The sequence below is a fragment of the Mycobacterium fragae genome, assembly GCF_002102185.1.
Classification (GTDB): Bacteria; Actinomycetota; Actinomycetes; order Mycobacteriales; family Mycobacteriaceae; genus Mycobacterium; species Mycobacterium fragae.
The window spans coordinates 75,843-101,984 of sequence record NZ_LQOW01000034.1 but is presented as its reverse complement, the minus strand read 5'-3'; the positions used below and the strand labels follow the sequence as shown (position 1 = coordinate 101,984).

At 65.8% G+C, this 26,142-nt stretch carries 18 protein-coding genes, 1 pseudogene and 1 riboswitch; of the genes and pseudogenes, 8 read left to right on the top strand and 11 right to left on the bottom strand.

Annotated features, from left to right (window positions below; all coding sequences use genetic code 11):
* Nucleotides 1–2 precede the first annotated feature (2 nt).
* Nucleotides 3–935 (top strand): asparaginase, encoded by a 933-nt coding sequence (locus tag AWC06_RS22570; protein WP_085200294.1) that lies wholly within the window; start codon nucleotides 3–5, stop codon nucleotides 933–935.
* Here AWC06_RS22570 and AWC06_RS22565 read toward each other — a convergent pair.
* A complete protein-coding gene (locus AWC06_RS22565) occupies nucleotides 900–2,282 on the bottom strand; it encodes a DNA polymerase IV (protein WP_443677344.1) in 1,383 nt (460 codons plus the stop codon). The two genes, AWC06_RS22570 and AWC06_RS22565, sit on opposite strands and share 36 nt — an antisense overlap.
* Before the next feature lie 34 nt (nucleotides 2,283–2,316).
* On the opposite strand from AWC06_RS22565, the gene AWC06_RS22560 reads away from it, so the two are divergent.
* Together AWC06_RS22560 and AWC06_RS22555 are read left to right on the top strand one after the other, a co-directional pair.
* Nucleotides 2,317–2,886 carry a class I SAM-dependent methyltransferase gene (locus tag AWC06_RS22560; protein ID WP_085200242.1) on the top strand — a complete coding sequence of 190 codons (570 nt, stop codon included), beginning with the start codon at nucleotides 2,317–2,319 and terminating at the stop codon, nucleotides 2,884–2,886.
* Nucleotides 2,886–3,368, top strand: a complete 483-nt coding sequence (locus AWC06_RS22555) for a hypothetical protein (protein WP_085200293.1) — start codon at nucleotides 2,886–2,888, stop codon at nucleotides 3,366–3,368. Before AWC06_RS22560 ends, AWC06_RS22555 begins: the two co-directional genes overlap by 1 nt.
* A gap of 13 nt (nucleotides 3,369–3,381) precedes the next feature.
* On the opposite strand, the gene ileS is transcribed toward AWC06_RS22555, so the two are convergent.
* Nucleotides 3,382–6,486, bottom strand: coding sequence for an isoleucine--tRNA ligase (ileS, locus tag AWC06_RS22550; protein WP_139820209.1), 3,105 nt, complete (start codon nucleotides 6,484–6,486; stop codon nucleotides 3,382–3,384).
* Nucleotides 6,487–6,692: 206 nt separating this feature from the next.
* Nucleotides 6,693–7,067, bottom strand: coding sequence for an amino acid-binding protein (locus AWC06_RS22545; protein WP_085200241.1), 375 nt, complete (start codon nucleotides 7,065–7,067; stop codon nucleotides 6,693–6,695).
* 46 nt (nucleotides 7,068–7,113) lie between these two features.
* On the opposite strand from AWC06_RS22545, the gene AWC06_RS22540 reads away from it, so the two are divergent.
* Nucleotides 7,114–7,875 carry a lipase family protein gene (locus AWC06_RS22540; protein ID WP_085200240.1) on the top strand — a complete coding sequence of 254 codons (762 nt, stop codon included), beginning with the start codon at nucleotides 7,114–7,116 and terminating at the stop codon, nucleotides 7,873–7,875.
* Nucleotides 7,876–7,938: 63 nt separating this feature from the next.
* Here the strand turns inward: AWC06_RS22540 and AWC06_RS22535 are convergent, their stop codons facing one another.
* From AWC06_RS22535 to AWC06_RS22520, 4 genes are all read right to left on the bottom strand, one after another.
* The gene (locus AWC06_RS22535) at nucleotides 7,939–8,175 is read right to left on the bottom strand and encodes an Rv1535 family protein (protein WP_085200239.1); all 237 of its coding nucleotides are present in this window, start codon (nucleotides 8,173–8,175) and stop codon (nucleotides 7,939–7,941) included.
* A gap of 244 nt (nucleotides 8,176–8,419) precedes the next feature.
* Nucleotides 8,420–8,590: riboswitch (M-box (ykoK) riboswitch) on the bottom strand.
* A gap of 89 nt (nucleotides 8,591–8,679) precedes the next feature.
* On the bottom strand, nucleotides 8,680–10,128 hold the full coding sequence (locus AWC06_RS22530; RefSeq protein WP_085200238.1) for a flavin-containing monooxygenase: 1,449 nt from the start codon (nucleotides 10,126–10,128) through the stop codon (nucleotides 8,680–8,682).
* Nucleotides 10,121–10,762, bottom strand: coding sequence for a TetR/AcrR family transcriptional regulator (locus AWC06_RS22525; RefSeq protein WP_085200237.1), 642 nt, complete (start codon nucleotides 10,760–10,762; stop codon nucleotides 10,121–10,123). The genes AWC06_RS22530 and AWC06_RS22525 overlap by 8 nt, the downstream gene beginning before the upstream one ends.
* The gene (locus AWC06_RS22520; RefSeq protein WP_085200236.1) at nucleotides 10,759–11,880 is read right to left on the bottom strand and encodes an NAD(P)H-dependent flavin oxidoreductase; all 1,122 of its coding nucleotides are present in this window, start codon (nucleotides 11,878–11,880) and stop codon (nucleotides 10,759–10,761) included. The genes AWC06_RS22525 and AWC06_RS22520 overlap by 4 nt, the downstream gene beginning before the upstream one ends.
* A 59-nt stretch (nucleotides 11,881–11,939) precedes the next feature.
* Here AWC06_RS22520 and AWC06_RS22515 point away from each other — a divergent pair, with 59 nt between their 5' ends.
* On the top strand, nucleotides 11,940–12,374 hold the full coding sequence (locus tag AWC06_RS22515; protein WP_085200235.1) for a PaaI family thioesterase: 435 nt from the start codon (nucleotides 11,940–11,942) through the stop codon (nucleotides 12,372–12,374).
* On the opposite strand, the gene AWC06_RS22510 is transcribed toward AWC06_RS22515, so the two are convergent.
* Genes AWC06_RS22510 through AWC06_RS22495 form a run of 4 tightly spaced genes read right to left on the bottom strand, consistent with a single transcriptional unit; the run spans nucleotide 12,359 to nucleotide 17,527 of the window.
* Nucleotides 12,359–12,937: a carboxymuconolactone decarboxylase family protein gene (locus AWC06_RS22510; RefSeq protein ID WP_085200234.1), complete on the bottom strand. Its 579-nt coding sequence runs from the start codon at nucleotides 12,935–12,937 to the stop codon at nucleotides 12,359–12,361. The genes AWC06_RS22515 and AWC06_RS22510 overlap by 16 nt on opposite strands.
* Nucleotides 12,934–14,034, bottom strand: coding sequence for a zinc-dependent alcohol dehydrogenase (locus AWC06_RS22505; RefSeq protein ID WP_085200233.1), 1,101 nt, complete (start codon nucleotides 14,032–14,034; stop codon nucleotides 12,934–12,936). Before AWC06_RS22505 ends, AWC06_RS22510 begins: the two co-directional genes overlap by 4 nt.
* 22 nt (nucleotides 14,035–14,056) lie before the next feature.
* Entirely contained in the window at nucleotides 14,057–15,778 is a 1,722-nt protein-coding gene (locus tag AWC06_RS22500; RefSeq protein WP_085200232.1) for an AMP-binding protein, read from the bottom strand.
* Nucleotides 15,779–15,790: 12 nt separating this feature from the next.
* Nucleotides 15,791–17,527, bottom strand: coding sequence for an AMP-binding protein (locus AWC06_RS22495; protein WP_085200290.1), 1,737 nt, complete (start codon nucleotides 17,525–17,527; stop codon nucleotides 15,791–15,793).
* A 352-nt stretch (nucleotides 17,528–17,879) separates the two neighbouring features.
* Between AWC06_RS22495 and pks2 the strand changes: the two genes are divergently transcribed.
* The 3 genes and pseudogenes from pks2 (at nucleotide 17,880) to AWC06_RS22475 (ending at nucleotide 26,084) form a co-directional block, all read left to right on the top strand.
* Nucleotides 17,880–24,173: a sulfolipid-1 biosynthesis phthioceranic/hydroxyphthioceranic acid synthase gene (gene pks2, locus AWC06_RS22490; RefSeq protein WP_227371073.1), complete on the top strand. Its 6,294-nt coding sequence runs from the start codon at nucleotides 17,880–17,882 to the stop codon at nucleotides 24,171–24,173.
* Between the two features lie 966 nt (nucleotides 24,174–25,139).
* Nucleotides 25,140–25,413 (top strand): annotated as a pseudogene (locus AWC06_RS22480) (hypothetical protein); the annotation flags it as partial.
* On the top strand, nucleotides 25,410–26,084 hold the full coding sequence (locus AWC06_RS22475; protein ID WP_085200230.1) for a methyltransferase family protein: 675 nt from the start codon (nucleotides 25,410–25,412) through the stop codon (nucleotides 26,082–26,084). The pseudogene AWC06_RS22480 and the gene AWC06_RS22475, both read left to right, overlap by 4 nt.
* Nucleotides 26,085–26,142: the final 58 nt, after the last annotated feature.

Below are 26,142 nucleotides of genomic sequence, written 5' to 3'. Positions count from 1 at the left end.
ATATGCGGGATGATCGCACCATGAGCCGCCTGACCGTCATCGCCACCGGTGGGACGATCGCCAGCAGGGCCGCCGCCGACGGGGTGCACCGGCCGACCCGCGGCGGCGCCGAGCTGACAGCCGGCCTGGACGTCGACGTCGTCGATGTCCTGGCCCTGGACAGCTCGCAGCTGACCCCGGCCGACTGGGATGTGATCGGCGCGGCGGCGCGGACCGCGGCGAATGACGGCGCCGAGGGGATCGTGGTCACGCATGGCACCGACACCCTCGAGGAAACGGCGTTGTGGCTGGATCTCACCCACGCCGGTCCCACTCCGGTAGTGCTCACCGGTGCGTTGCGCAGCGCCGACGCCTCCGACGCCGACGGTCCGGGCAATGTGCGCGACGCGCTTTCGGTGGCGTCCAGTCCTTCCGCCCGCGACGTCGGGGTCCTGGTGTGTTTAGGCGGTCGGGTGTTGCGGCCCGCAGGGCTGCACAAGGTCGCCACGCAGGACGGTTTCGCCGGCGAGCTGCTCGGCACCGTCGACGACGGGATCACCCAGCCCAAACGCCGGCCCTACCTCGGCGAACTCACCGCGGCAAGCGCCCCGCGGGTCGACATCGTCGCGGTGTATCCGGGAAGTGACGCAGTGGCGATGGACGCCTGTGTGACTGCCGGCGCCCGCGGGATCGTGCTCGAGGCGCTGGGTTCGGGCAACGCTGGGGCCGCGGTGGTCGACGGAGTGCGTCGGCATTGCGGCAACGGGGTTGTGGTCGCGGTGTCCACCCGCGTGGCGGGCGGTCGGGTCGGCCCGCGGTATGGGCCGGGCCGCGAACTGGTCGACGCGGGCGCGTTGATGGTATCCGGGCTGCCGCCGAGTCAGGTTCGGGTGGCGGTGATGGCGGCGTTGGCGGCGCAGCTACCGGTGCGCGACGTCGTCGACCGCCTGCGTTGAGTTGTATTCCGCCAGCGCCGCGACATAATCCGGCCAGTCCAGGCTGTCGACCGGGTTCGCGGGGACGAGGTCGGCGGAGTCGGAGGCGAACGTGCGGGCCGGGCCTGGCCCCGAGCTGCGGGTCTCGAATCGCACCGTGACCACGCCGTGCCCGGCGCCCTGCACCCAGCCGTGACCGAATTCGCGGTGCGTGACGTCGTCGCCGATCCGCCACGTCGCGGTCTCCGCCTCGACCGGGATGTCTGCGGCGTGATCGGCCTCCGATGTCTGGGCGGACAACTCCAGGTCGGGAAACAGCGACTCCTGGCGCACCTCGCTCAAACCCGAAAACCCAACGCCCAGCAGGCGAATCGGACCCACCTGTTGCGGATCCAGGAGCAGGCGGCGGGCCAGCGCAGCCAGCGCGGCGGCGTCGGTGGTCGCATACGGCAGCGTCGCCGAGCGGGTCAGCGTGCTCATGTCGGACTTCTTCAGCTTCACGGTGACAGTGCGGGCGCCGCGGCCGTCGCGGCAGAGCCGGGTGTGGGCGTGCTCGGCAATCGGGCCAACCGCCTCGCGCAGCTCCGCGAGCGTGGTCAAGTCCGTCGCAAAGGTGGACTCTGCGCTGATCTGCTTGGCTTCGGCGCGTTCGGCAACCGGCCGGTCGTCGATGCCGCGGGCCAGCCGGTGCAACGCCGGCCCGATCGTCGCGCCCAGGATGCTGGCCACCTCGGCATCGCTCAGCGCGGCCAACTGCCCGATCGTCTCGATGCCCAGCCGATGCAGCTTCTCCTCGGCGACCGGCCCGATTCCCCAAAGCCGGCGCACCGCAAGGCCGCCCAGCAGAGCCTTTTCGTCGGCGCGCCGGATGACCCGTACACCATCGGGTTTGGCCAGACCGGAGGCGATCTTGGCGATCTGCTTGCCCGAGCCGGCGCCCACCGAGGCCACCAGCCCGGTCTCCTCGCGCACCCGTCGCCGCAAGTCCTCGCAGAACCGCTCGACGGCGGTCGCCGATGCGCCGGCCAGCTCGGGCGGTTCTCCGAATGCCTCGTCGTGGGAGAGCTGTTCGACGACGGGAACCAGCTCGCGCACGGTGTCGAAGACCCGGCGGCTGGCCACCCCGTAGACCACACCGCGCGGCGGCAACACCACCGCCGTGACCCCGACCAGTCGACGTGCCTGGTGCATCGGCATCGCCGATCGGGCGCCGAATACCCGTGACTCGTAGCTCGCGCCGGCGACCACACCGCGGCCGCCCAACCCGCCGACCAGCACGGGCCGGCCCCGCAGGGTGGGCCGGGTGAGTTGCTCGACGGACGCGAAGAACGCGTCCATGTCGAGGTGCAGCACCCAGCGGGAGTCCACAATCACCGATGCTATTGCGCTAGCGTCTCAATCCATGGCGATGAATCTGTGTCACCGCGTGTTTTGCAGCTCCGAGCACTACTTCAAGGCTGTCGAGGACGGGCTGTTGCCATGGGTGCTCGCCGACGTAGACCTCGGTGACAACGTGCTCGAGATCGGGCCGGGGTACGGCGCCAACATCCGGGTGCTGATCGACAAGGCGCCGCACTACACCGCCGTCGAGATCGATCAGGCGATGGCCAAGCGGCTGCAGGGCCAGTTCGGCGACCGGGCACGCATCATCAACGGCGACGGCACCGACACCGGTCTGCCCGCCGAGCAGTTCAGTGCCGTGGTGTGTTTCACGATGCTGCACCACATCCCGACCGCGGCCCTGCAGGACCGGCTGTTCGCCGAGGCCTTTCGGGTGCTGCGGCCCGGCGGAGTGTTCGCCGGCAGCGACAGCGCGTCGTCGATTCCGTTCCGGATCTTGCATTTCCGCGACACCTGCAACCCGGTATCGCCGGATGCGCTTCCGGATCGGTTGCGCGCGGCGGGGTTCGGCGATGTGCATGTCGACGCCAAGACCGGCAGGCTGCGGTGGCGGGCGGTCAAGGCCGGCTGATGAGCCGCAACGGGTCGACGCGATGGTCGCGGCTGCGCCAGGAGTGGCTGCAACGACTCGAGTCCGACGAACGCGCGGCCGTCCTGGCTTGGGCGGCATTTACCGTCACTTTCACGGGGCTCAGGGCGCTGACCCACTGGATCCACGCCGGGCATGGCCCGACGGGCGGCGGGATAAAGCTGGGCAGCAGGCATTTTCACCACTACAACATCGGAATCGCGTTGCTGTCGGCCGTCGGCGCGGTGGGTCTTCGCGGATCCGAAACTCAACGGCGTCACCCTGCCGCGGCGGTAGCCTTCGGCGCAGCCAACGCGATGATCATCGACGAGCTGGCCTTGCTGCTCGACCTCGAGGACGTGTACTGGAAGGCCGAGGGACGCGAGAGCGTCGATGTCGCAGTCGGCCTCATCGCCGCGGGCGCGACCGTCCTGGCCGGCATGCCGTTTTGGCCGCACGCACGCCGTGCGCTGCGCAACCTCTAGCCGCGAGGAAGCGTCAAGCTTTCGCGATCGCAACCCGGACGCCGTCACCGATTTCCGCACCGTCGGCCGGCTCGCCGAATTCGAAGCTGGTAGCGAGGATTTCGCCGGCGATCAGGTCGCGATGGGTCTGCGCCCAGTCGGCCCGCTCGGCGGGCACAGACATCACCACGCTGATCCGATCCGACACCTCCAGCCCGGTCGACTTGCGCAGCTCCTGCAGCTCACGGATGCGGTCCTTGGCCCAGCCCTCGGCCTCCAACTCGGGTGTGACGGTGGCATCCAGCACCACCAGGCCGGCGCCGTCGGGCAGCGCGGCGGTGTATTCCGGGTCGGCGGCCACCAGTCTTGAGCTGTACTCCTCGGGCTGCAGTACGGCCGGGCCCGCGGTCAGCGTGCCGTCGTCGTTGACGACGCCCTCGCCGGCCTTGACGGCCTGGATGGCCGCCTGGACGTCCTTGCCGAGCCGCGGCCCGGCGACGCGGGCGTTGACCGTCAGCTCGAAACGGCCGTAACGGGCGATGTCGTCGGTGAGTTCGACCTGTTTGATGTTGAGCTCGTCGGCGATGAGGTCGGTGAACGGCTCCAGTTGCTGCGGATTCTCCACGGCCACGGTTAGTTTCGGCAACGGGAGGCGCACCCGCAGTTTCTTCGCCTTGCGCAACGACGACGCGACGGAGCAGACCTCGCGGACCTGATCCATCGCCGCCACCAGCTCGGTATCGGCCGGCACGTCACCGGAAGAAGGCCAATCGGTCAGATGCACCGAGCGCTCGCCGGTGATACCGCGCCAAATGATCTCGGTGGTCAACGGCAGCAGCGGCGCTGCCAGCCTCGCAGTCACTTCAAGCACGGTGTGCAGGGTGTCGATCGCGTCGGCGTTTTCCTCCCAGAACCGTTGGCGTGAGCGTCGCACATACCAATTCGTCAGCGCCTCGGTGAACTGGCGCAGCTGCTCGCAGGCACCGGAAATGTCGCACACATCCATCTCGGCGGTCAGGTCGTCGCGCAGCGCCGCCAGCTTGGCCAAGATGTAGCGGTCCAGCACATGCGGCGAATCGGTGCGCCAAGTACCGACTTTCGGCGCGTACAACGCCAGGAAGCTGTACGCATTCCAGAACGGCAGCAGCACCTGGCGTACACCGTCGCGGATGCCCTGCTCGGTGACGATGAGGTTGCCGCCGCGCAGGATCGGTGAAGCCATCAGGAACCAGCGCATGGCATCCGACCCGTCCCGGTCGAACACCTCCGACACATCGGGATAGTTGCGCAGCGACTTGCTCATCTTCTGGCCGTCGGAGCCCAGCACCACGCCATGTGCCACACAGGTTTTGAACGCGGGTCGGTCGAACAGCGCAGTGGCCAGCACATGCAGGGTGTAGAACCACCCGCGAGTCTGCGCGAGGTATTCCACGATGAAGTCGCCCGGATAGTGGCTGTCGAACCAATCGGCGTTCTCGAACGGGTAATGCACCTGCGCGTACGGCATGGAGCCGGAGTCGAACCACACGTCGAGAATGTCGGGGATGCGCCGCATCGTCGAACGCCCGGTGGGGTCGTCGGGGTTGGGCCGGGTGAGCTCGTCCACGTACGGCCGGTGCAGGTTGTCCGGGCGCACACCGAAGTCGCGCTCCAATTCGTCCAGGCTGCCGTAGACGTCGATCCGCGGATAGGCCGGGTCGTCGGAGACCCACACCGGAATCGGGGTGCCCCAGTAGCGGTTTCGGGAGATCGACCAGTCGCGGGCGCCCTGCAGCCACTTGCCGAACTGGCCGTCCTTGACGTGCTCGGGGTACCAGGTGATCTCCTGGTTGAGTTCGACCATGCGATCGCGGAATTCGGTGACCTTGACGAACCACGACGACACCGCGCGGTAGATCAACGGGTTGCGGCAGCGCCAGCAGTGCGGGTAAGGGTGCTCGTAGGTTTCGTGGCGCAGCAGTACCGCGCCGTTGGCGGCGGCGGGTCCGGTGCCGTTCTTCAGGTCGCGAATGATGTGCGGGTTGGCGTCGAAGACGTGCTGGCCCTGGTAGTCCGGAACGGTGGCGTCGAAGCGGCCCTTGGCGTCGACGGGCGTCACCGCCACGATGCCGGCCGCATCGCCGGCGTCCTTGTCGTCCTCGCCGTAAGCCGGCGCCAGGTGCACGATGCCGGTGCCGTCCTCGGTGGTCACGAAGTCACCCGCCAGCACCCGAAAAGCGTTGGGAGAGTCCATGAAGTACGGAAACGGCGGCAGATACCGCATCCCCAGCAGATCGGCTCCCCGGTAGCGGCCCAGCTCCTCGGGCTCGTCGCCGAGCTCTCGCGCGTAGGCGGCCAGTCGCTCTTCGGCGAGCACCACCCGGCGATCACCGAAGCGCACCTGCACGTAGGTGACGTCCGGGTTGACCGCGACCGCCTGGTTCGACGGCAGTGTCCACGGCGTCGTCGTCCACACCAGCAGGTACGCGCCGGCCAGATCGCCATCCGGAACCTGGAATCCGACCGTGATCGCCGGGTCCTGCCGGCTTTGGTAGATGTCGTCGTCCATCCGCAGCTCGTGGTTGGACAGCGGCGTCTCGTCCCGCCAGCAGTACGGCAGCACCCGGTAGCCCTCGTACGCCAAGCCCTTGTCCCACAACTGTTTGAACGCCCAGATCACCGACTCCATGTAGGGCAGATCGAGCGTCTTGTAGTCGTTGTCGAAGTCGACCCAGCGGGCCTGGCGGGTCACATACGCCTGCCATTCGTCGGTGTAGCGCAACACCGATTGACGGCAGGCCTCGTTGAACGCGGCGATGCCCATGGCGTCGATCTGCGACTTGTCGGTAATGCCGAGCTGGTGTTCGACCTCGAGTTCGGCGGGCAGCCCATGGGTGTCCCAGCCGAAGCGGCGCTCCACCTTGTAGCCGCGCATCGTCCGATACCGCGGCACGATGTCTTTGACGTAGCCGGTGAGCAGATGACCGTAGTGCGGCAAGCCGTTGGCGAAGGGAGGGCCGTCGTAGAAGACGTATTCTTCGGCGTCGGCGCGGCGAGCGATGCTGGCGCGGAAGGTGTCGTCGGCGGCCCAATAGTCGAGGACCTCGAGTTCCAGTGTCGGGAAGTCCGGTGCCCCGCCGGCCAACTTCGGGTAAGTCAAAACGTCGTCTCCCTGTGCCAACTTCTGGCCGGGGACGACGACGCGCCGGTAGCGCGAGCGCCGCGGTACCACCCCGCTTGCCACGCTTACGCGCGACCGCTCGATAACGGCTGTGACGGGCCTACCCGTTCGGTTCTACTGAGCCTGATGGGCCGTTCTTCCGAAGGCTCCCCGGTGATGGCCGGATCGACGCCGCTGTCGAGATTCTAGCCCAGCGCCTCCTTGGCGTTCGCAAGGTTGTCGGCGGCGAGCACCAACCGGGTGTTGGTCGCGAGGTAGACGGTCTCGAGGTTGACTTGCGCGGCGCCCAATTTGTGCACGACCTCGCCGAGCGCGCCGGGCCGGTCTTCCACGTCGAGCACGATCACCTCTTGCTCCTCGGCGATCTCGATGCCGGCGTGCTGCAGCGCTTCAAATGCGGGCGTGGCGTCCTGCACCAGGATGTGGATCTTGGCCTGTCCCCCGCCGCTGGTGACAGCGCACAGACCGGAAATGTTCACGCCTGCCTTGCCCAGCACGTCGCCGAGCCGGGCAAGCTCGCCCGGGTCGTCGTCGAGATATAACGTCAGGTCAGTCGCCATGGGTAAACGCTACTGCGCAATTCCGCGAACCTCCTAGACTGCGGCTGTGGCGTTCGATGCCTCGTTCGCTCGCGACGTGGTGCTGCCGCTCGCGGAGGCGGCTTACACCGTGATGGGCGGCGGAAAACCGGCGCTGCCACCGGGGTTCGCGCAGACCAGTCTGATCCAGGCCAGCGACGCGGTGCTGACCGCGATGATCAATCCCGACCCGGCCGTGATGGCGATGACCAAGGACACCAACATCTTCGGGCTGATGGGCCGCAACAAGGCCAGTCGCATCGCGTTCGTGTCGTTTCGCGGCACCTCGGACCTCGCGGACTGGTTGGCCGACATCGACGCCGTCCCCGAGAACTACCGGCCGATCGGCGGGTTCGGTCAGGTGCACGACGGTTTCCAGGATGTCTACGAGACGGTTCGCGCCAACATCGCCGCGAACTTGGCCACCGCGACTGCCGACTGTGACCAGATCCTGGTCACCGGGCACAGCCTCGGTGCGGCGCTGGCCGTGCTCGCGGCGCCGGACATCTTTCGCAACATGCCGCCCAACAGCATCGAACCGCGGCTCATCACGTTCGCCGGCCCCCGGGTCGGATTGACCGACTTCGTCAATGCGTTCAATGCCACGATCGAAAGCTGTTATCGGGTGGTCAACTTCCTCGACATAGTCCCGCTCGTTCCTCCGGCGCCCTACGCGCACGTCGGCGCCGGAATCTCCATCGACAGCGGCGGCGCCATCGACATCGCCTGGCGCCACAGCCTGGCCGCCTATCGGGACGGGTTGTCCGCTCTCATCGCGGCCCAGACATGACGGCGCTCCCGGCCCGCCCCTTGGGTGGGGCACCCCATAGGCCGGGAGCGACAGCTTGGAAAACTAGGCGCCAACCTCCAATACGCCCGCGCGCCACAGCGCGGCGTAGAGCTGACGCAACGGAACGCACAGCAGCCGGGCAGCACCGTCGACCAACGGGTCGCCTCCGGTCGGCTGGTGGTCACGCCGCCTGGAGGTGTGCTTCGACGCCGGCACTGCCGTCGGCTTGGGGGCAGGCACTGCCCTGAGCCGCGGGGCGGGCGTTGCCGTTACAACTTCGTCGTAGAGTGCAGCGGTCATGGTCGCCTCCTAAGCGGAAAGTCAAACGGGCATAACGGGTTTTGGATGTCCGTCCGATGGGGGCGACGCGCTTTGGCTCAGCTACGAGCGGCGCGCCGGAGGCCGGATCGGGACGAAACATGGCCCGGATATCGGTCCGGACTAGAACTGGAACTCATTCGTCCCTCACCTCCTCGCGGCTACGACACGTGCGGCTGACCGCACCGTTCACGCAAGCAGGAGTACAGAACCCGAAGATCGGGAAGCCGCACCCCACTCGTCAGAGCTTCGGCACTACACGCCGTATCCGGAAACTCCGGAAGCCACTTGGGCTCAACCCTTAAGCCGGGAGGAGCTGTCCTGACCCTGGGCGTCTCTCGACGTTCGGGGTCAGTGGCCTATATACGTGTAGACGCCTCGCCTAACGAGGTGCTTACCCAACCGATGATGCATGAAGAACTTGATCGGGTCAATTCACCGTGCCTAGTAATTCACTGGATGTTCACTGTGAGGCTTGACCTGCAGTTATAGCAGTTCGTAGTCGGCCATGGCCGGACGGGCCATGACCTCTCGGAAGCGGGTGAAACTCCACGGCCAGGCCATCGGGACACCGCGATCGTCGAGGTACCAGCTTCGGCAGCCGGTGACCCACACGGTGTTTTTGGCCGCCTCCACCCGGTCGGCTTCGAAGCGCGCGGTGGCCTGTCGGCTGGCGCTGACCTGCCGGCACTCGCCGCCGGCCAGCAGCTCGATCAGCTGCATCAGGTAACCGAACTGTGCCTCGGCCACGTCGATCAGCGAAAAGTTTCCGACCGGCCCGTTGGGCCCGTTGAGCAGGAACAGGTTCGGAAAGTCGGGCACCGACACCGACAGATAGGCGAACGGCCGCTTGGCCCACAGATCGTCGAGGCGCACGCCGCCGCGGCCCACGACGTCGATCGGGCGCAGGAAGCGGTCCACCCGGAAACCGGTCGCCAGCACGAGCACGTCAAGCCGGTGCAACACGCCGTCGGCGGTGCGCACCCCGTCGGCCTCCACCCGGGCGATGCGCTCCGTGACGAGGTGGGCGTTGGGCTGCTGGATGGCCCGGTAGAAGTTCGGCGAGATGATCAACCGTTTGCAGCCGGCGCGATAGTCGGGCCGCAGTTTCTCCCGCAGCTCCGGGTCGGTCACGCTGTCTTCGAGGTTGGCGCAGGCCAGCTTTTGGAGCGTCTTCAACGCGGCCGAGTCCGCGTCGACGACCGCGTTGGCGAAGCTCTGCACGAAGCCGGTGTTCAGCTCGGCGCGCAGCGCGGTCATCGTCCCCGGGTCGGCGCGGTAGCGCGCCCGGTCCGCCTCGGCGATCGGCGGATTGTCCACCGGCAGGATCCACTGCGGAGTCCGTTGGAAAAGGCGTAACTCTCCGACGAGGTCGGTCACGGCGCCGGTGACCTGCACCGCCGACGAGCCGGTGCCGATCACGCCGAGCCGGGCGCCGGCCAGCTGCGCGTCGTGGTTCCAGCGCGCGCTGTGGAACACGGTTCCGGCGAAGTCGTCGAGCCCGTCGATGTCCGGGTAACGGGGATGGTGCAGCACGCCGGTGGCGGCGATGACGACGTCGGCGTCGTCGCGCTCGCCGCTGGATGTTTCGATGCGCCAACGGTTCCCGTCATGTTCCAGGTGGCGCACCTCGTTGCCGTAGCGGATCAGTCCGTCGACGCCGTAACGCGCGGCGACGGTCTCGAAGTAGGCGAGGATCTCCGGGCCGGGCGCGAATGCGTGGCTCCACTCCGGGTTCGGGGCGAAGGTGTAGGTGTACAAGTGCGACGGCACATCGCAGGCGATGCCGGGGTAAGTGTTCTCCCGCCAGGTGCCGCCCAGCCGGTCGGCCTTCTCATACACCGTGACGTCGGTGAAGCCGGCCTCACGCAGCTTGATTGCGCTCAGTATCCCCGCCATTCCGGCGCCGACGATGACGAATTTCAGGTCAGCCATCTCGGGGTCGCAGGCCGTCGAGGACCAACGAGACAACGAAATCGGCGACGTCGGCCGCGCTGACGCCGTCGTCGGTGGACAGCCGTCGGTGCGCCAGCTGACCGATCAACGCCGCCAGCGTGTAGGCCACCATCCGCGGCGGCGCCGCGACGACCGCCCCGCGCTGCTGTGCGGTGACGATGAGGATTTCGATGTCGTCGATGAACCGCTCGTAGATGCCGCCGAGATGCTTCTCGAACCGGTCGCCCCACGCGTAGGCGTCGCGGAACAGCAGCCTGACGGTTTCTTTGTCGGCTTCGAAGAACTCGAACGTCGCCTGCACGGCGGTCCGAAACGGCATCTCCGCGCTGTTCAGTTGCAGGCCGGCTGCGGCGAGCGCGGCCGTGATGTGGGCGCGCAGGGCCTGCTCCTCGGCGGCCATCAACGCGTGGAACAAGTCGTCCTTGGAGTCGAAATACCAGTAGACCGACCCGTAGGCCAGGCCCGACTCTTTGGCGATATCGGCGATCGTTGTGGCGTGAAAACCCTTGCGGGCGAAGACCTTTTTGGCCGCAGCCAGGATCTCCTCACGCCGCCGCGACTTGTCCTGCTCACTGACCGCGCGGCGCTTGCGGACACGGGTACCGCTCGTCACCGCTCGACCAGCTCGTCGAGACGCCCTACCACATCGATGAATTCGGAGACCATGTCCAGCACGACCGATCGCGCCGGCTGCACCTTGTCCAGCGAGCCGACGACCTGCCCGACGAAGTAGGTGGCCAGATCGCGGGCCTTGGCGTCCGGGTGTGCGGCGGCCTGATTGATCCGCGCCTGCGGGTCGCCGATCAGCGCGCTCTGCAGCGGCATGCCCAGTGGGTCGGGGCTGTCGGGCCGGTCCCATTCGTCGGTCCAGGCGGTACGCAGCATGCGCGCGGGCTTGCCGGTCAACGACCGCGATCGCACCGTGTCCGAGGACGTGGCAGCCAGGAACTTGTCCCTTACCACCGGCGGGGTCTCGGCTTCCTCGGTGGTCAGCCACACCGACCCGCACCACACCCCTTCCGCACCCAGGGCCAGAGAGGCGGCGATCTGGCGGCCGCGGGCGATCCCGCCCGCGGCGAGAACCGGCGTCGGCGACACCGCGTCTACCACTTCCGGAACCAGCACCATCGTCGCCACCTCCCCGGTGTGCCCGCCGGCCTCGGTGCCCTGCGCGACGATCAGGTCGACGCCGGCGGCGGCATGCCGGCGCGCGTGCTGTGTGGTTCCGGCCAGCGCGGCCACCACCACGTCGTTGTCGTGGGCGCGTCGGACCAGGTCTGCGGGAGGCGGTCCGAGCGCACTGGCGATCAGCCGGATGCGGTGGGCGAAAGCGACATCGAGCAGTGGCTCGTAGCCTTTCGGTGAGATGTTGAGCCCGGGCGGCAGACGCTGCTCGTCGGCGGGCGGCGCGATGCCATACCGAGCCAACAGGTCGTCGACGAACGCCCGATGCTGCTCGGGCAGTAACTCGCGCGCCTGCTTCGAGTCGATGCCACCCTGCTCGGCGCCCACGTATTTGGGCGGCAGCAACAGGTCGACACCGTACGGCTTGCCGCCGGTCTGCTCCTCGATCCAGCGCAGCTCGGCTTCCAGCCGCTGCGGGCTGTGTGCGACGGCGCCGAGGACGCCGAAACCGCCGGCATTCGACACGGCGGCCACGACGTCTCGGCAGTGACTGAATGCGCATATCGGGAACTCGACGCCGAGCATCTCGGCGACCTTGGTTCGCATTCCGACGACGCTACGAGTTACTGATTGACGTGTCAATCGCGTACGGTAGGGTGCCGAATATGCCCGAGCCGTTGACCGAGGAGCAGCAGCACAAGCGCCGACAGGCAGTGCGCGACACGATGCCGACGACGCCGTTCCTTGCGGCGCTGGGCATCGTGTTCGAACGCTACGAACCCGACGACGTCATCATCCGGCTGCCGTTTCGGGACGACCTCACCAATGACGGCACCTACTTTCACGGCGGGGTCATCGCATCGGTGATGGATACCGCGGGCGCCGCCGCGGCCTGGTCGAACCACGACTTCGACAAGGGCATGCGGGCGTCCACTGTTGCCATGAGCATCCAATACACCGGCGCCGCAAAGAAATGCGATCTGCTGTGCCATTCCCGTACCACGCGGCGGCGCAAGGAGCTCACGTTCACCGACATCACCGCCACCGACGCCGAGGGCAACGTGGTGGCCCACGCCGTGCAGACCTATCGGATTGTGTGATCCGGGGGCCGGCCGTCGGGGGGCCAGCTGGCCACGTCGTCCTCCAGCGGGACCTGCAGGCTGCGCAGGATCGATGCGATCATGCGCCACGCGCCGATCGCTGACACGAGTTCGATGAGCACTGCGCGGTCTGCGCCCAAGGCGCGCTCGCAGGCCGTCCAGCTTTCGGCGCTCACCACGCCCTCGCGCACGACGTCGTCGGTGGCCGCCAGCACCGCCCGCTCCGCCGGACCGAATGCCTCGTGAGCCTGCCAATCACGCACCGCGAGAAGATCATCGGCGCTCACCCCGAGTCCCTGCGCGACCCGCCAGTGCTGGGTCCACTCGTAGTCCGAGGCGGTGAGCCAGCCGATCCGCATGATCACCAGCTCGCGTAGCCGCGAGTCGAGAGTGCCGTGCCACAGCATGGTGGCCAGCAGGTCGTTCAGCGCGCGGGCCAGGCTGGGATGGTTCAGCAGCACCTGGAAGATGGCCAGCTCGGCCATGTAATTGGGCACGCCGGCCTCGTCGGCGGCGGCCTTGGCCTCGTCGACCGGCAACAGCGGGACACGAGCTTCTCTCATGGTGTGAGCACTCCGTGAACTGGTGGGACATCGTCGCGCTCGCCGGCCATCGTGGCGAGCAGGTCTTCGGCCTCGTCGAGGCCCACGCAGCGGCGAGGCAGGCTGGCGAACGGATACCGACCGGACGCCAGCAGATCCAGTGCCGCCCGGTACGCCACGACGTCGACGCCGAGTGCGCCGAGGATGCGCAGCTCTTTCAGCACGATCATGTCGGGCCAGAAACCCGGAGCGCTGGTACCAAAACCGCGGGTGCCGGCGACCACGACGGTCCCGGCGGGCCGGGCGAGCGCGATCGCCTGTGCGAACGCCGCGGGTGCCCGGGCCGTGACGTCCACGACGACGTCGGCCAATCCGCCCGTCGCCCTGGTCAATTCGGCAACGGGATCGTCGACGCTGACGTCGACGGCGAGGTCGGCGCCGAACTTGGGCGCCAGCGCCAGGCGCTCGGCGTCCCGCGCGCCCAGACCGGTCACCATCACGAACCCGGCGCCGGCCTCTTTGGCCGCGGCTGCCGCGCACAGCCCGCGGATGCCCGGCCCAAGCACGGCGACGACGTCGCCGGGGCGGGTAGCGGGCACGGTTGTGGCCCAGCGGATTCCGGCGCCGAGCGGATTGAACAACGTCGCCACAATCGGGTCCAGGTCGTCGGGCACCGGTAACACCATCGAGTCCGGTGCTAGGTATTGGTATTCGGCGTAGCCGCCCCACAGCCCTGGCTCGCGGTCGACGGGGATGAACCCGTACATGTCGGACAAGCCGTGCCGCTCGCAGCGCCGGTACTCCCCTGCCCGACACGCCGGGCAGGCCCGGCAGGACTGGAACACCTCGACGGCCACCCGGTCCCCTGCGGCCACTCCCCAACGCTGCGCTGCGCGGGGGCCGATGGCCTCGATGACGCCGACCGTCTCATGACCGGGAACGAAGGCAAACCCGCCCGCCAGCTCGCCGGTGTACTCCTCGTGGTCGGTACCGCAGAGCCCGCAGGCCACCACCCGCACGAGCGCATCGTCGTCACCCAGGGTTGGCAGCGGCAGCTCCCGGGCCACCAGGCGGCGCGGCGCTTCCAGCACTAACGCCTGCGCTACCGCTTGAGGCATGTCGGCTCGCTCGGGGTAATGCCTAGGCGTCCAAGCGCGCGAATTGACCCTGCCGGTACTGCTCGACACACACTGATCGCCTGACCTTGCCGCTTGTGGTGATGGGAATTGAACCAGGTGCCACGACAACAAGATCCGCGACGCTGAGGCCGTGCGCGTTGGATACCGCCGAGGTGACTTCCCGCTTGATCCCGGCAAGCTTGTCCATCGCCTCCTGGTCGGAGTCACCACGCTTCTTCATCTCGATGATCGCCACGAGCTTCTCGGTCCTCTTGTCCGGAACCGCTATCGCCACGCACCGGCTCCGGGTGATCTCCTGGATCGTCGCCTCGATGTCGTCGGGAGAGTGGTTACGCCCATACACGATCAAAAGATCCTTGATGCGGCCCAGGATGAACAACTCACCATCCGACAGGAAACCCAAATCTCCGGTTCGCAGCCACGGCCCTTCGGGTGTGCCCGCCGACGGGGCGACAAGTTTCGCACGGAACGTTTCCTCGGTCTCTTCAGGTTTCCGCCAATACCCCATGGCCACATTGTCGCCGTGCACCCAAATTTCGCCGGTCGTCCCCTCCGGACACTCGGTCCTGGTCTCGGGGTCGACGATCCGCACCGTCGGTGATTTCGGCGCCCCGTAACTGACCAGCGCAGTCCCCCCGCTGTCGCACCGCTTCGCCTGACCGGCAGACAACTTCTCGGATTCGAAATGGACGACTTGTGGTGGCTGCCCGAGTGCGCGGGTCGCCACATAGACCGTGGCTTCGGCGAGCCCATATGAGGGCCGCAACACCGTGTCGCGCAGATTGAACTTGGCGAACCGCTGCGCAAAGCGCCTCAACGTGGCCGGCTGGATCCGTTCGCTACCACTGCCGATACCCAGCACGTCCCCGAGATCGAGCCCGGCCATGTCTTCGTCGGTGGTTTTGCGTGCCGCCAATTCGAAAGAAAAGTTCGGTCCCACCGTGACGGCGCGCCGACTGCGCGCCAACAATTGCACCCAACGAGCAGGTCGCTGCAGGAACGACACCGGACTCATCAGCACGGTGTGGAGTCCGGCTAGAACAGGTTTGCAAATACCTAGCATCAAACCCATGTCGTGGTAAAACGGCAACCACGACACAACAGTCATGTCTGCTTGGCCGGCAAAATAGTCGTGCATCCACTGCTGGAAATTGGCCAGAACGTTGCTGTACGAAATCATGACCCCGGTGGGCCGACGGGTCGATCCGGATGTGTATTGCAAGTAGGCAGTATCGGGCCGGCCACCGTCGCCGCCGGCCACTCGTTTGGAGTCGTCCAGCCCTAGTGAATCAACCTCGATAACCGTTGGAGCGGGAGCACCGTTCGGCGACTCGGCGTGCTTCGCTACCTCGCCAACCAGCTCGGAAGTCGTGAGGATGACCGAGGGCGATGTGTCATGCAGGACGGAGGCAACCCGCTCATCGTGGGTGCCGCCCATCGGCGCCGACAGCGGAACTGCGATAAGCCCGGCGTGCAATGCTCCTAGAAAAGCCGCGATGTAGTCGAGTCCCTGCGGCGCCGAAATCACGGCCCGGTCACCGGTCGCTCCGCACAGGCTCAGCTCGTACGCAACATTCTGCACGCGCCCATACAACTGTGACCAGGTCAGGCTTTCAGTAACGCCGGCCCAATCCTGTTCGTAGTCAACGAACGTGAATGCCGTGTCATTGGGCTGCAGGCTGGCGCGCTCGCGCAGAACATCCGGAATGGAAGGCTCAATCACGTGCGGCGTTACCTAGGCGTCCAGGCGGGCGAACTGACCCTGCCGGTACTGCTCGACACACGCCGATCGCCTGACCTTGCCGCTTGTCGTAATCGGAATCGAACCAGGCGCTACCACAACAAGATCCGCGACGCTAAGCCCGTGCGCGTTGGACACCGCCGAGGTGACCTCCCGCTTGATCCCGGCAAGCTTGTCCCTCGCTTCCTCGTCAGAGTCATCACGCTTCTTCATTTCGATGATCGCGACCAGCTTCTCGGTCCTTTTATCCGGAACCGCTATCGCCACGCACCGACCCCGGGTGATCTCCTGAATGGTCGCCTCAATGTCGTCGGGCGAATGGTTACGCCCATAAACAATCAAAAGATCCTTGATGCGGCCCAGGATGAACAACTCACCCTCGGACAGGAAACCCAAATCCCCGGTTCGCAGCCACGGCCCCTCGGGCGTGCCCACAGAAGGATCGACAAGCTTCGCACAAAACGTTTCCTCGGTCTCTTGAGGCTTCCGCCAATACCCCATCGCGACATTGTCGCCGTGCACCCAGATCTCGCCGGTCGTACCCTCCGGACACTCCGTCCTGGTCTCGGGATCGACGATGCGCACCATCGGGGATTTCGGCACTCCGTAACTGAGCAGCGCGGTCCCCCCGCTTTCGCACCGCTTCGCCTGACCGGCAGACAGTTTGTCGGATTCGAAGTGCACGGTTTCCGGCGGTTGACCCGGCGCGCGGGTCACCACGTAGACGGTGGCTTCAGCGAGCCCATATGACGGCCGCAACACCGTGTCGCGGAAATTGAACTTGGCGAATCGCTCTGTGAAGCGCCTCAGCGTCGCCGGTTGAATCCGTTCGCTACCCGGGACGATGCTCATGATGTCTGAAAGATCATGCCCGGCCATGTCCTCGTCCGATGTTCGGCGGGCCGTTAATTCGAAGGCGAAGTTAGGTCCAGCCGAATATGCACGAGTATTGCTAGCCATCAGATGCATCCAGCGGGCTGGCCGCTGCAAGAATGAGACCGGACTGGTAAGCACACCGCGATATCCGCCCAGTATCGGTCCGCAGATACCCAGAAATAGGCCCATGTCGTGATAGAAGGGCAGCCACGACACAATAGTGGTGTCTGGCGGGGCAATATTTCCGTAGTCCGCAAAATAGTCGGACATCAGCTGTTCGTAGTTGGACAGCAGGTTACGGTAGGAAATCGCGACCCCGGTGGGCCGACGAGTTGACCCGGACGTGTATTGCAGATATGCCGTGCCCGGGCGGTTATCGTCCGTAGCGCTGGAATTCCTTGAGGAGTCAAGGCCGAGCGAATCGACCGCTACGACTGTTGCGGTGGAGCCGTCTGCCCGCGGCTGTGCGTACTCGATGACGCTATCGACGACCGCTGACGTCGTGAGAATGACAGACGGCAACGTATCGTCAAACACCGAGCTGACGCGCTCATCATGGACGCCACCCGTTGGGACCGAAAGCGGAACCGCGATAAGCCCGGCCTGCAATGCTCCGAGGAATGCAGCGATGTAGTCCTGGCCCTGCGGCGCCAATATCAGAGCTCGATCACCGGTCGAGGAATAGCGCCGGACCTCTTGCGCCACACTTAACGTTCGGCGATACGCCTGCGACCACGTCACGGTTTCCGCGACGCCCTCCCAGTCCTGGTCGTAATCGACAAACGTGAACGCTGTGTCATTGGGCTGCAGGCTGGCACGCTCGCGCAACATTGCCGGAATGGACGTCTCAATCATCCGCATCAGGTTACTGTGGCCGCCGCCGCCGCACCTCGGAAACAGAAGATAAGTGAAGCCGCCTATTTGGGCATCACGATTGGGTTACGGTTCCACCTATGGCCTACGTGTTTCACGGGTGCATAATATCGTCACCCCTGCCACTTAGGCCGCTGACCTGCACGAAAGCCCTGACATGGGCAAGGCATCAAACGAATAGGACGTAGGCACCCGGGTAGTCGACGAGCGCCACGCCCTGAGTCAAGTAGCGCACCAGGGTGCGCAGTGGTTCCTGTGAGGAGGCGGGATGGTTTCATTCGGGGCGATCGATGATGGTGTGGAGCACTCATCTTCAGCGAATTCTTCGCCCACTATGGGCACCACGACGGTCACTCCGATTGCTGTCATCGGCATGGCGTGTCGACTTCCGGGAGGTATCGACTCCCCTGAGCTCCTGTGGGAGGCACTCCTGCGCGGCGACGACCTAGTCACCGAGGTTCCGCCCGAACGCTGGGAAGCCGACGACTACTACGATCCCGAGCCCGGTGTGCCAGGTAGGTCGGTGACAAAGTGGGGCGCGTTTATCGATGACGTAGCCGGCTTCGACGCCGATTTCTTCGGCATCAGTGAGTCGGAGGCCACCGCGATCGATCCGCAGCACCGGTTGTTGCTTGAAACTTCTTGGGAGGCGCTGGAGCACGCAGGGGTGAACCCGTCAAAGCTGGCCGGCTCGCGAACCGGTGTGTACATGGCTTTGGGGCATAACGATTATCAACTGCTCGCCGCGGATGCCCACGCCTTAGAGGGACCATACGGGTTCCTGGGCAACGGTTACTGCATGGCCTCGGGGCGGATCTCCTACGCCCTGGGACTGCATGGTCCCGCATTGACGGTAGATACTGCATGCTCGGCCGGCCTGGTGACTGTGCATATGGCCTGTCGCAGTCTACACGACGGCGAATCTGATCTTGCCCTGGCGGGCGGTTCGGCGGTGGCGCTTGATCCGCGGAAGTTCTCCGCGGGATCGGCTGGCGGCATGCTGTCTCCGACCGGCCGCTGTAATGCCTTCGATGTCACAGCGGACGGGTTCGTGGCCGGCGAGGGCTGTGCCGTGGTGCTGCTCAAACGACTACCCGATGCGCTGCGCGACGGTGACCGGATCTTGGCTGTGGTGCGCGGTACCGCGTTGAACAACGATGGCCGCACAGTGACCATCACAACACCGTCGCAGTCCGCACAGGTCGCTGCCTACCGGGCCGCATTGGCTGCGGCGAGCGTAGACGCGGGCACTGTGGGGATGGTGGAGACGCACGGCACCGGTACCCCTACCGGCGACCCCATCGAATTCGCCAGCCTGGCAGAGGTTTACGGCATCGACGGTCCCTGCGCGCTTGGGGCCGCAAAGACCAATTTTGGACATAACCAGTCAACCGCGGGAACTTTGGGCTTGATGAAGGCCGTCCTGGCCCTGCAGCACGGTGTCATTCCGCAGAACCTGCACTTCACCCGTCTGCCCGATGAGCTCACCCAAATCGAAACCAACCTCTTTGTGCCGCAGGAAACTACACCGTGGCCTGCAAACGGTCACGCGCCCCGGCGGGCGGCGGTGTCGGCATATGGATTCTCGGGAACCAACGCCCACGCCATCCTGGAGCAAGCTCCCGAGATCTCCGAAGCCGCTGCGCGGGAGGGCATCTCACCCGAAGCGGCAAAGAATGCAGCGCTCCTGTTTCCGTTGTCGTCCACATCGGCCGATGAGCTGCGTCGCACCGCAGGCCGGCTGGCTGACTGGGTGCAAGCACATGAGGACATCGCATTGCCGGACCTGGCCTACACGCTGGCGCGTCGGCGCGCGCATCGTCCGGTGCGCGCTGGCATCATTGCGAGCACCCTGCCAGAGCTCACCGAGGCTTTGCGGGAGGTCGCTGACGGCGATAACCCGTACCAGGCCGCGGTCGGGCAGGATGACCGCGGACCGGTGTGGGTCTTCTCGGGGCAGGGTTCGCAGTGGCCGGCAATGGGTGCTCAGCTGCTGGCAACCGAACCGGTGTTTGCCGCCACCGTCGCGGCGGCTGAGCCACTCATCGCCCGCGAGTCCGGGTTCTCGGTCACCGAAGCGATCACGGCGCCCGAGGTGGTGACCGGTCAAGACCGGATCCAGCCGACGCTGTTCACCATGCAGGTCGCGCTGGCCGCCACTCTCAAGGCCCACGGGGTGCGCCCAGGCGCGGTCATCGGACATTCGCTCGGTGAGGCCGCGGCAGCTGTCGTCGCAGGCGCGCTGACGCTGGAAGACGGGCTGAGGGTGATCTGCCGCCGATCGCAACTCATGTCGCGCGTCGCCGGTAGCGGCGCCACGGCGTCGGTGGAATTGCCTGCCCAGCAAGTGCTTTCAGAACTGATGGCCCAAGGCATCGACGACGTCGTGGTGGCGATAGTGGCCTCGCCGCAGTCCACGGTGATTGCAGGTGCCGCCCAGAAGGTTCGCGAGCTGGTGGCGGCCTGGGAACAACGTGATGTGATGGCCCGCGAGGTCCCCACCGACGTCGCCTTCCATTCGCCGCAAGTCGATCCGATCCTCAGCGAGCTGATCGGCGTACTCGCGGACCTGGACCCCAGGACGCCGGAAGTTCCCTTCTACTCGGCGACCCTTTTCGACCCTCGCGAGCAGCCGGTGTGTGATGCCCGCTATTGGGCGGACAACATGCGCCGCATGGTGCGATTCGCCGCGGCAGTGCAGGCCGCTTTGGAGGACGGTTACCGGGTCTTCGCCGAGATAGCACCGCATCCGCTTCTCACCCGCGCTCTGGAGCAGACGGCCCGCGGCCTGGACATCCCGCTGGCTGCGCTGGCAGGTATGCGCCGCGAACAAGCACTGCCGCACGGGCTGCGCGGTTTTGTGGCAGATATGCACAGTGCGGGTGCCGCGGTGGACTTTTCGGTGCTGTGTCCGGATGGGCAGCTGGTGGACGCGCCGCTGCCGACCTGGACGCACCGTCAGCTGATGTGGAGCCGCGAGCGGCAGGAATCCCCTACACATGGTGGTTCCATCGTTTCGGTGCATCCGCTGCTGGGTCCGCATGTGCGCTTGCAGGAAGAACCGGAGCGCCATGTCTGGCAAGGGGAGGTCGGCACCGCCGCACAGCCCTGGCTGGGTGATCACCGGATCCGCGATGTGGCGGTGCTCCCGGGGGCGGCTTACTGTGAGATGGCCCTAGCCGCGGCTCGCGCGGTGCTGGGCGAGGCGTCTGAGGTGCGCGACATCCGCTTCGAACTGGCGCTGCGGCTGGATGAGCAGACCACGATCGGTGCTTCGGCCTCGTCGCCATCGCCGGGCGTCCTCGATTTCACCGTGGAGACGAATCAAGGCGGCGGACAATCGCGACACGCTACCGCAGTCCTACAAGCCACAGAGGATGAGCAGCCGCCTGCGCACGAGATGTCCGCGCTACTCGCCGCCCATCCGGGCCGCGAGGATAGCGACGCGGTACGCGCGCGCATAGGCGAGCGTGGCGTTCAGTTCGGTCCGGCGTTCACCGCTCTCGGCGCCGTGCATACCGGCGACGAGGGAACCGAGACCGTGTTGGCGGAGATCGCGCTACCCCGCCAAATCCGTTCGCAACAAGATGCTTACGGCGTACACCCGGCACTGCTGGATACCTGTTTCCAGTCCATCGAGGCTCATCCGGAGGTCAAGGCACTGGCGCAAGAAGTGCTGGGGTTGCCGCTGGGTGCCCGACGGCTGCGCGCCTACGGCCCGGCCCGCAACGCCCGCTACTGCTACACACGGGTGGCAAAAGCCGATGCTTCCGGGGTCGAGGCCAATTTCGAACTGCTCGACGAGCACGGTGCAGTCCTGCTCGCCCTCGAGGGGGTGCGATGGGGTACAAGAGCCACCGGGAACGCCCACAAAGATCGGGTGTTGGGCGAGCGGCTGCTGACCGTCGAATGGCGGCAACGCGAATTGCCCGAGGTTGAACATGACGACGCCGGAACCTGGCTGCTGATCAGCACCATTACCGCCGATGTGGTGGCAGCCACGTTGACCGACGCGCTGAAAAACCATGGCGCCCATTGCACTACGATGTGCTGGCCACCGCACGCCGACCACGCCTCGAACACCGAGCAACTCGGAAATCATCTGCGTGCCGGTGGATTCACCGGTGTGGTGATCCTCACCGGACCGAAAAACGGGGACGCCGATGATCAGTCCCCGCTGCTGGGGCGCGAGTATGTGCGGCACCTGGTGCGTATCCTCCGTGAATTGCCGGAGATCCCCGGTGAGGCGCCTCGCCTGTACGTCGTGACGCGCAATGCCCAGACGGTGCTGGCGGGCGATCGACCCAACCTGGAGCAAGCCGGGTTACGCGGCTTGATGCGCGTGATCGGCACCGAGCATCCGCATTTGCGCGCCACCCAGATCGATGTGGACGAAGCCACCGACACCGAGCAACTGGCACAGCAACTGCTCGGCGACTCCGACGAGGATGAGACCGCCTGGCGAAACGGCGCGTGGTACGCGGCACGGTTGTACACCGCTCCGCTTGGCCCGGAAGACCGCAAAACCACCGTGGCGAACCATGAGCGGGACCGGATGCGCCTGCAGATTCGCACTCCTGGTGATCTGGAGTCGATGGAACTTGTTGCGTGCGACCGGGTTCCGCCGGGCCCGGGAGAGATCGAGGTCGCTGTCAGCGCGTCCAGCATCAACTTCGCCGACGTGCTACTGGCGTTCGGTCGCTACCCCGCCATTGAGGGGATGCTGCCGCAGCTGGGTACCGACTTCGCTGGAGTGGTGACTGCAGTTGGGCCAGACGTGACCGACCACAAGGTGGGCGATCATGTCGGCGGTCTGTGCGCCGACGGCTGTTGGGGCACGTTCATCACCTGCGATGCGCGCTTGGCCGTCACGCTGCCCGCCGGGCTTACCGACCAGCAGGCGGCGGCGGTGACCACCGCGCATGCCACGGCCTGGTACGGCCTGCACGAGCTGGCTCGCATCAACGCCGGCGACAAGGTGTTGATCCATTCCGCGACCGGCGGCGTGGGTCAGGCGGCGATCGCAATCGCTCGCGCCGTGGGAGCGCAGATTTTTGCCACCGCAGGTAGCGAGCAGCGCCGACAATTGTTGCGCGACATGGGTATTGAGCACGTTTACGACTCGCGCAGCCTGGAGTTCGCCGACGGAATACGCCGTGACACCGAGGGGTACGGCGTGGATATCGTGCTCAACTCGGTCACCGGCGCCGCCCAACGCGCGGGATTGGAACTGCTGTCTTACGGTGGGCGATTCATCGAGATCGGCAAACGCGATATCTACGGCGACACCCGGTTGGGGCTGTTCCCCTTCCGGCGCAATCTGGCGTTCTACGGCGTCGACCTCGCTTTGATGACCGTCACCCACCCGGACCGGCTGCGCGACTTGTTGAAAACGGTGTACCAGCTCACGGCGGACGGCTCGTTGCCGATGCCGGAGAGCACGCACTACCCGCTGACCGAGGCGGCCACTGCCATTCGGGTGATGAGCAACGCCGAGCACACCGGCAAACTGGTACTCGATGTTCCGCACACTGGGCATTCTCGCGTGGTGGTGCCACCGGGACAGGTCCAGGTCTTTAGCGGCGACGGTGCCTACATCATCACCGGCGGGCTGGGGGGCCTGGGGCTATTCCTGGCGGAGAAGATGGCAGCTGGCGGCTGCGGGCGTATCGTGCTGTCCTCGCGCTCGCAGCCAACCCCTGAGGCGCTGCAGGCCATCGAGCGTATCCGCGCGGCCGGTACCGACGTCGTGGTGGAGTGCGGCGATATCACCCATCCCGACATGGCACAGCGGTTGGTGGCCACAGCGACGGCCACCGGGGCGCAGTTACGCGGTGTGCTGCATGCCGCAGCCGTGATCGAGGATGCCACGCTGGCCAATATCACCGATGAGCTGCTTGAGCATGACTGGGCAGCAAAGGTTTACGGTGCGTGGAACCTGCACGAGGCCCTCCAAGGCGCCAATGTCGAGCAGCCGTTGGACTGGTTCTGCGTGTTCTCCTCGGCAGCCGCGCTGGTGGGCTCGCCCGGGCAAGGTGCCTACGCCGCGGCCAACAGCTGGCTGGACGCCTTCACCCTGTGGCGCCGAGCTCAGGGCCTGCCGGCGACCGCGATCGCCTGGGGCGCGTGGGCCCAGATCGGGCGCGCCACCGCCCTGGCGGAGAGCGCCGACATCGCTCTCGATCCCGACGAGGGCGCTTACGCGTTCGAAGCGCTGCTGCGCCACGACCGGGCCTACATCGGCTACGCGCCCATCGCGGGCACACCGTGGTTGACCGCCCTCGCTCAGAGCAGCCCCTTCGCTGAAGCGTTCCGCTCCACGGGGCAAAACACCGCGGGCGCAAGCAAATTGCTTGCCGAGCTCAACGAGCTGCCCCCCGACGAGTGGCCCACCCGACTGCGGCGATTGATCTCCGACCAGGTCAGCTTGATCCTGCGTCGTAGCATCGACCCGGACCGGCCACTCACCGAGTATGGTCTGGACTCGCTGGGTGCCCTCGAGCTACGTGCCCGCATCGAGAGCGAAACCGGAATCCGCATCAATCCTGCCGAGCTCACCACCATCGGCACCATTCGCGGTTTGGCCGGACTGCTGTGCGAAAAGCTGGCACCGGCCGACGCCGCGTGACATCGACGTGTCGGCTTAACCTGAACCGGTAGAGCAGACTGGCCTTTCGAGACTGCTCGACGAGCACGTCGAGACGGGTGAGGTCATGGCCGGTGTGCGACCCAGTTCTAAGGCCGCAACGGAATCCTGCGTCGGGCACGCGGTGTGCAGCTTGGTGCTCGCGAGTACATCTGCGCCTGGATTCGCCGACTGTCGGCTCCTGTGAACGCCGTTCAGCTCGAGGTGCTAGCAGACCGCCGCACTCGCACAGTTGGGCACCGCTGTCCACCATGGTGGCGTGACAGTAGGGAGGATCCGTGAAAACCATTCCTAAACCGTTGGTATTCGGACTCGTTGACCTTGTCGTGGCCGGCTGTGTGCTGTTTTGGCAGCAGGCACCTTCGATTACTGGCAAGCATGGGTTCTCCTGGCGGTATTCGCCGTTGCGACCTTGATCCTCAGGATCTACTAGCGCGGACGATCCCGTTGCGCTTCAGGGGCGGACGCGTCGGGTGCCGATAGCGGCGACCCGAATGCTGCAGAAGGTCGTTATTGCAGGGTGGTACTTGTCGGTGGCAGCAATGCTTATGGTCAGCGTCCTTGACCATCGCTGGTCGGTGATGTTTTGACTGCCGTTGGACTGGGTGCGGTGATGCTAGTGGCCATTCAGAACAGCTGCGGCCGCAACCATCCGGGTGGAGGCGGACCAGAAGCTCATCTCCAGCGGCCTGTATGGGCTGGTGCGGCGTCCGATGTACACACCGGCAATGTGATCATGATGATCGGCATCCCTCTTGCGCTCGGCTCCTATCTGGGACTCGCAACCCACTACCTTTCGACTCGCAAGAAAGCGAGTCAGCTCGACGTGCGGCGCGGCGGTCGTTCGATCGTCAGGTCGCCAACGTCGTCGAGGTCCCGCGCCTATGATGGTCACGCGCCTGGTCCCGAAGTTCGTTGTCGGACAATGGTTCGTCGTTGCCGGACATCATCGCACCGCGGTTCACGCCGGTGCCGTCGGGCGTGCTGGTCGGATTTATTGCGGTGTACCTGCTCGGTTCGTTGGCAGGATTTCCGCAGTGCTGCTCGACCTTTAACCATTCGCGCACATCCTCCGGGTAGGCGGCGGTAGTTTCAGTCCTGCGCCGCTGTTGTGGCTGCTGGCAATCGATGCTGCGCTGGTAGCGCTGGTAGTAGCGGCTTTTGACGCCGCGATGTGCGCTGTTGCGTGCGGTACCGGACGAACGGCAAGGAGGATCCGTGAAAACCATTCCTAAAAAGCTGGTATTCGATCTTGTTTGGCTTGTCGTTGCCGGCTTGCTGCTGTTCTTGCCAGCAGCCACGTTCAATTACTGGCAAGCATGGGTTTTCCTGGTGGTGTCTGCTCTTGCGGGGTGGATTCCCGGCATCTACTTGCTGCGCACGAATCCCGTTGCGCTTGAGCGGCGGAGGCGTGCGGGGCCGATAGCAGAGACCCGACTAATGCAGAAGGTCATTATTGCCGGCTGGTACTTGTCGCTGGCGGCAACGTTCGTGGTCAGCGCGCTTGACCATCGCTTTGGCTGGTCGACGGTATCAACAGGAGTCTGCTTGGTAGGTGATGTTCTGGTAGCCGTTGGAGTGGGTGTCGTGATGCTGGTGGCCATTCAGAACAGCTATGCAGCCGCAACCGTCCGGGTGGAGGCGGACCAGAAGCTCGTCTCCAATGGTCTGTACGGGCTGGTGCGGCACCCCATGTACACCGGCAACGTGATCATGATGGTGGGCATCCCCCTTGCGCTCGATTCCTATTGGGGGCTCGGCTTCGTCGTGCCCGGCCTGATCGTGCTCGCCTTGCGCATCCGTGACGAGGAGAAGTTGCTCCAGGAACAGTTGGACGGATACCGCGAGTACACACAGAAGGTTCGCTATCGCCTGGTGCCATGCATGTGGTAACGACCTGGACCTGAATGTCGCCGGCGTAGTCTTACAGATCGCTGGCCGGACTCACGTT

What these genes read in the sequence shown, in the direction of transcription:
- AWC06_RS22570 (WP_085200294.1), top strand. Translation starts at nt 3, where the DNA reads ATGCGGGATGATCGCACCATGAGCCGCCTGACCGTCATCGCCACCGGT.
- AWC06_RS22560 (WP_085200242.1), top strand. Translation starts at nt 2,317, where the DNA reads ATGGCGATGAATCTGTGTCACCGCGTGTTTTGCAGCTCCGAGCACTAC.
- AWC06_RS22555 (WP_085200293.1), top strand. Translation starts at nt 2,886, where the DNA reads ATGAGCCGCAACGGGTCGACGCGATGGTCGCGGCTGCGCCAGGAGTGG.
- AWC06_RS22545 (WP_085200241.1), bottom strand. Translation starts at nt 7,067, where the DNA reads ATGGCGACTGACCTGACGTTATATCTCGACGACGACCCGGGCGAGCTT.
- AWC06_RS22535 (WP_085200239.1), bottom strand. Translation starts at nt 8,175, where the DNA reads ATGACCGCTGCACTCTACGACGAAGTTGTAACGGCAACGCCCGCCCCG.
- AWC06_RS22530 (WP_085200238.1), bottom strand. Translation starts at nt 10,128, where the DNA reads ATGGCTGACCTGAAATTCGTCATCGTCGGCGCCGGAATGGCGGGGATA.
- AWC06_RS22520 (WP_085200236.1), bottom strand. Translation starts at nt 11,880, where the DNA reads ATGCGAACCAAGGTCGCCGAGATGCTCGGCGTCGAGTTCCCGATATGC.
- AWC06_RS22515 (WP_085200235.1), top strand. Translation starts at nt 11,940, where the DNA reads ATGCCCGAGCCGTTGACCGAGGAGCAGCAGCACAAGCGCCGACAGGCA.
- AWC06_RS22510 (WP_085200234.1), bottom strand. Translation starts at nt 12,937, where the DNA reads ATGAGAGAAGCTCGTGTCCCGCTGTTGCCGGTCGACGAGGCCAAGGCC.
- AWC06_RS22505 (WP_085200233.1), bottom strand. Translation starts at nt 14,034, where the DNA reads ATGCCTCAAGCGGTAGCGCAGGCGTTAGTGCTGGAAGCGCCGCGCCGC.
- AWC06_RS22495 (WP_085200290.1), bottom strand. Translation starts at nt 17,527, where the DNA reads ATGATTGAGACGTCCATTCCGGCAATGTTGCGCGAGCGTGCCAGCCTG.
- pks2 (WP_227371073.1), top strand. Translation starts at nt 17,880, where the DNA reads ATGGGCACCACGACGGTCACTCCGATTGCTGTCATCGGCATGGCGTGT.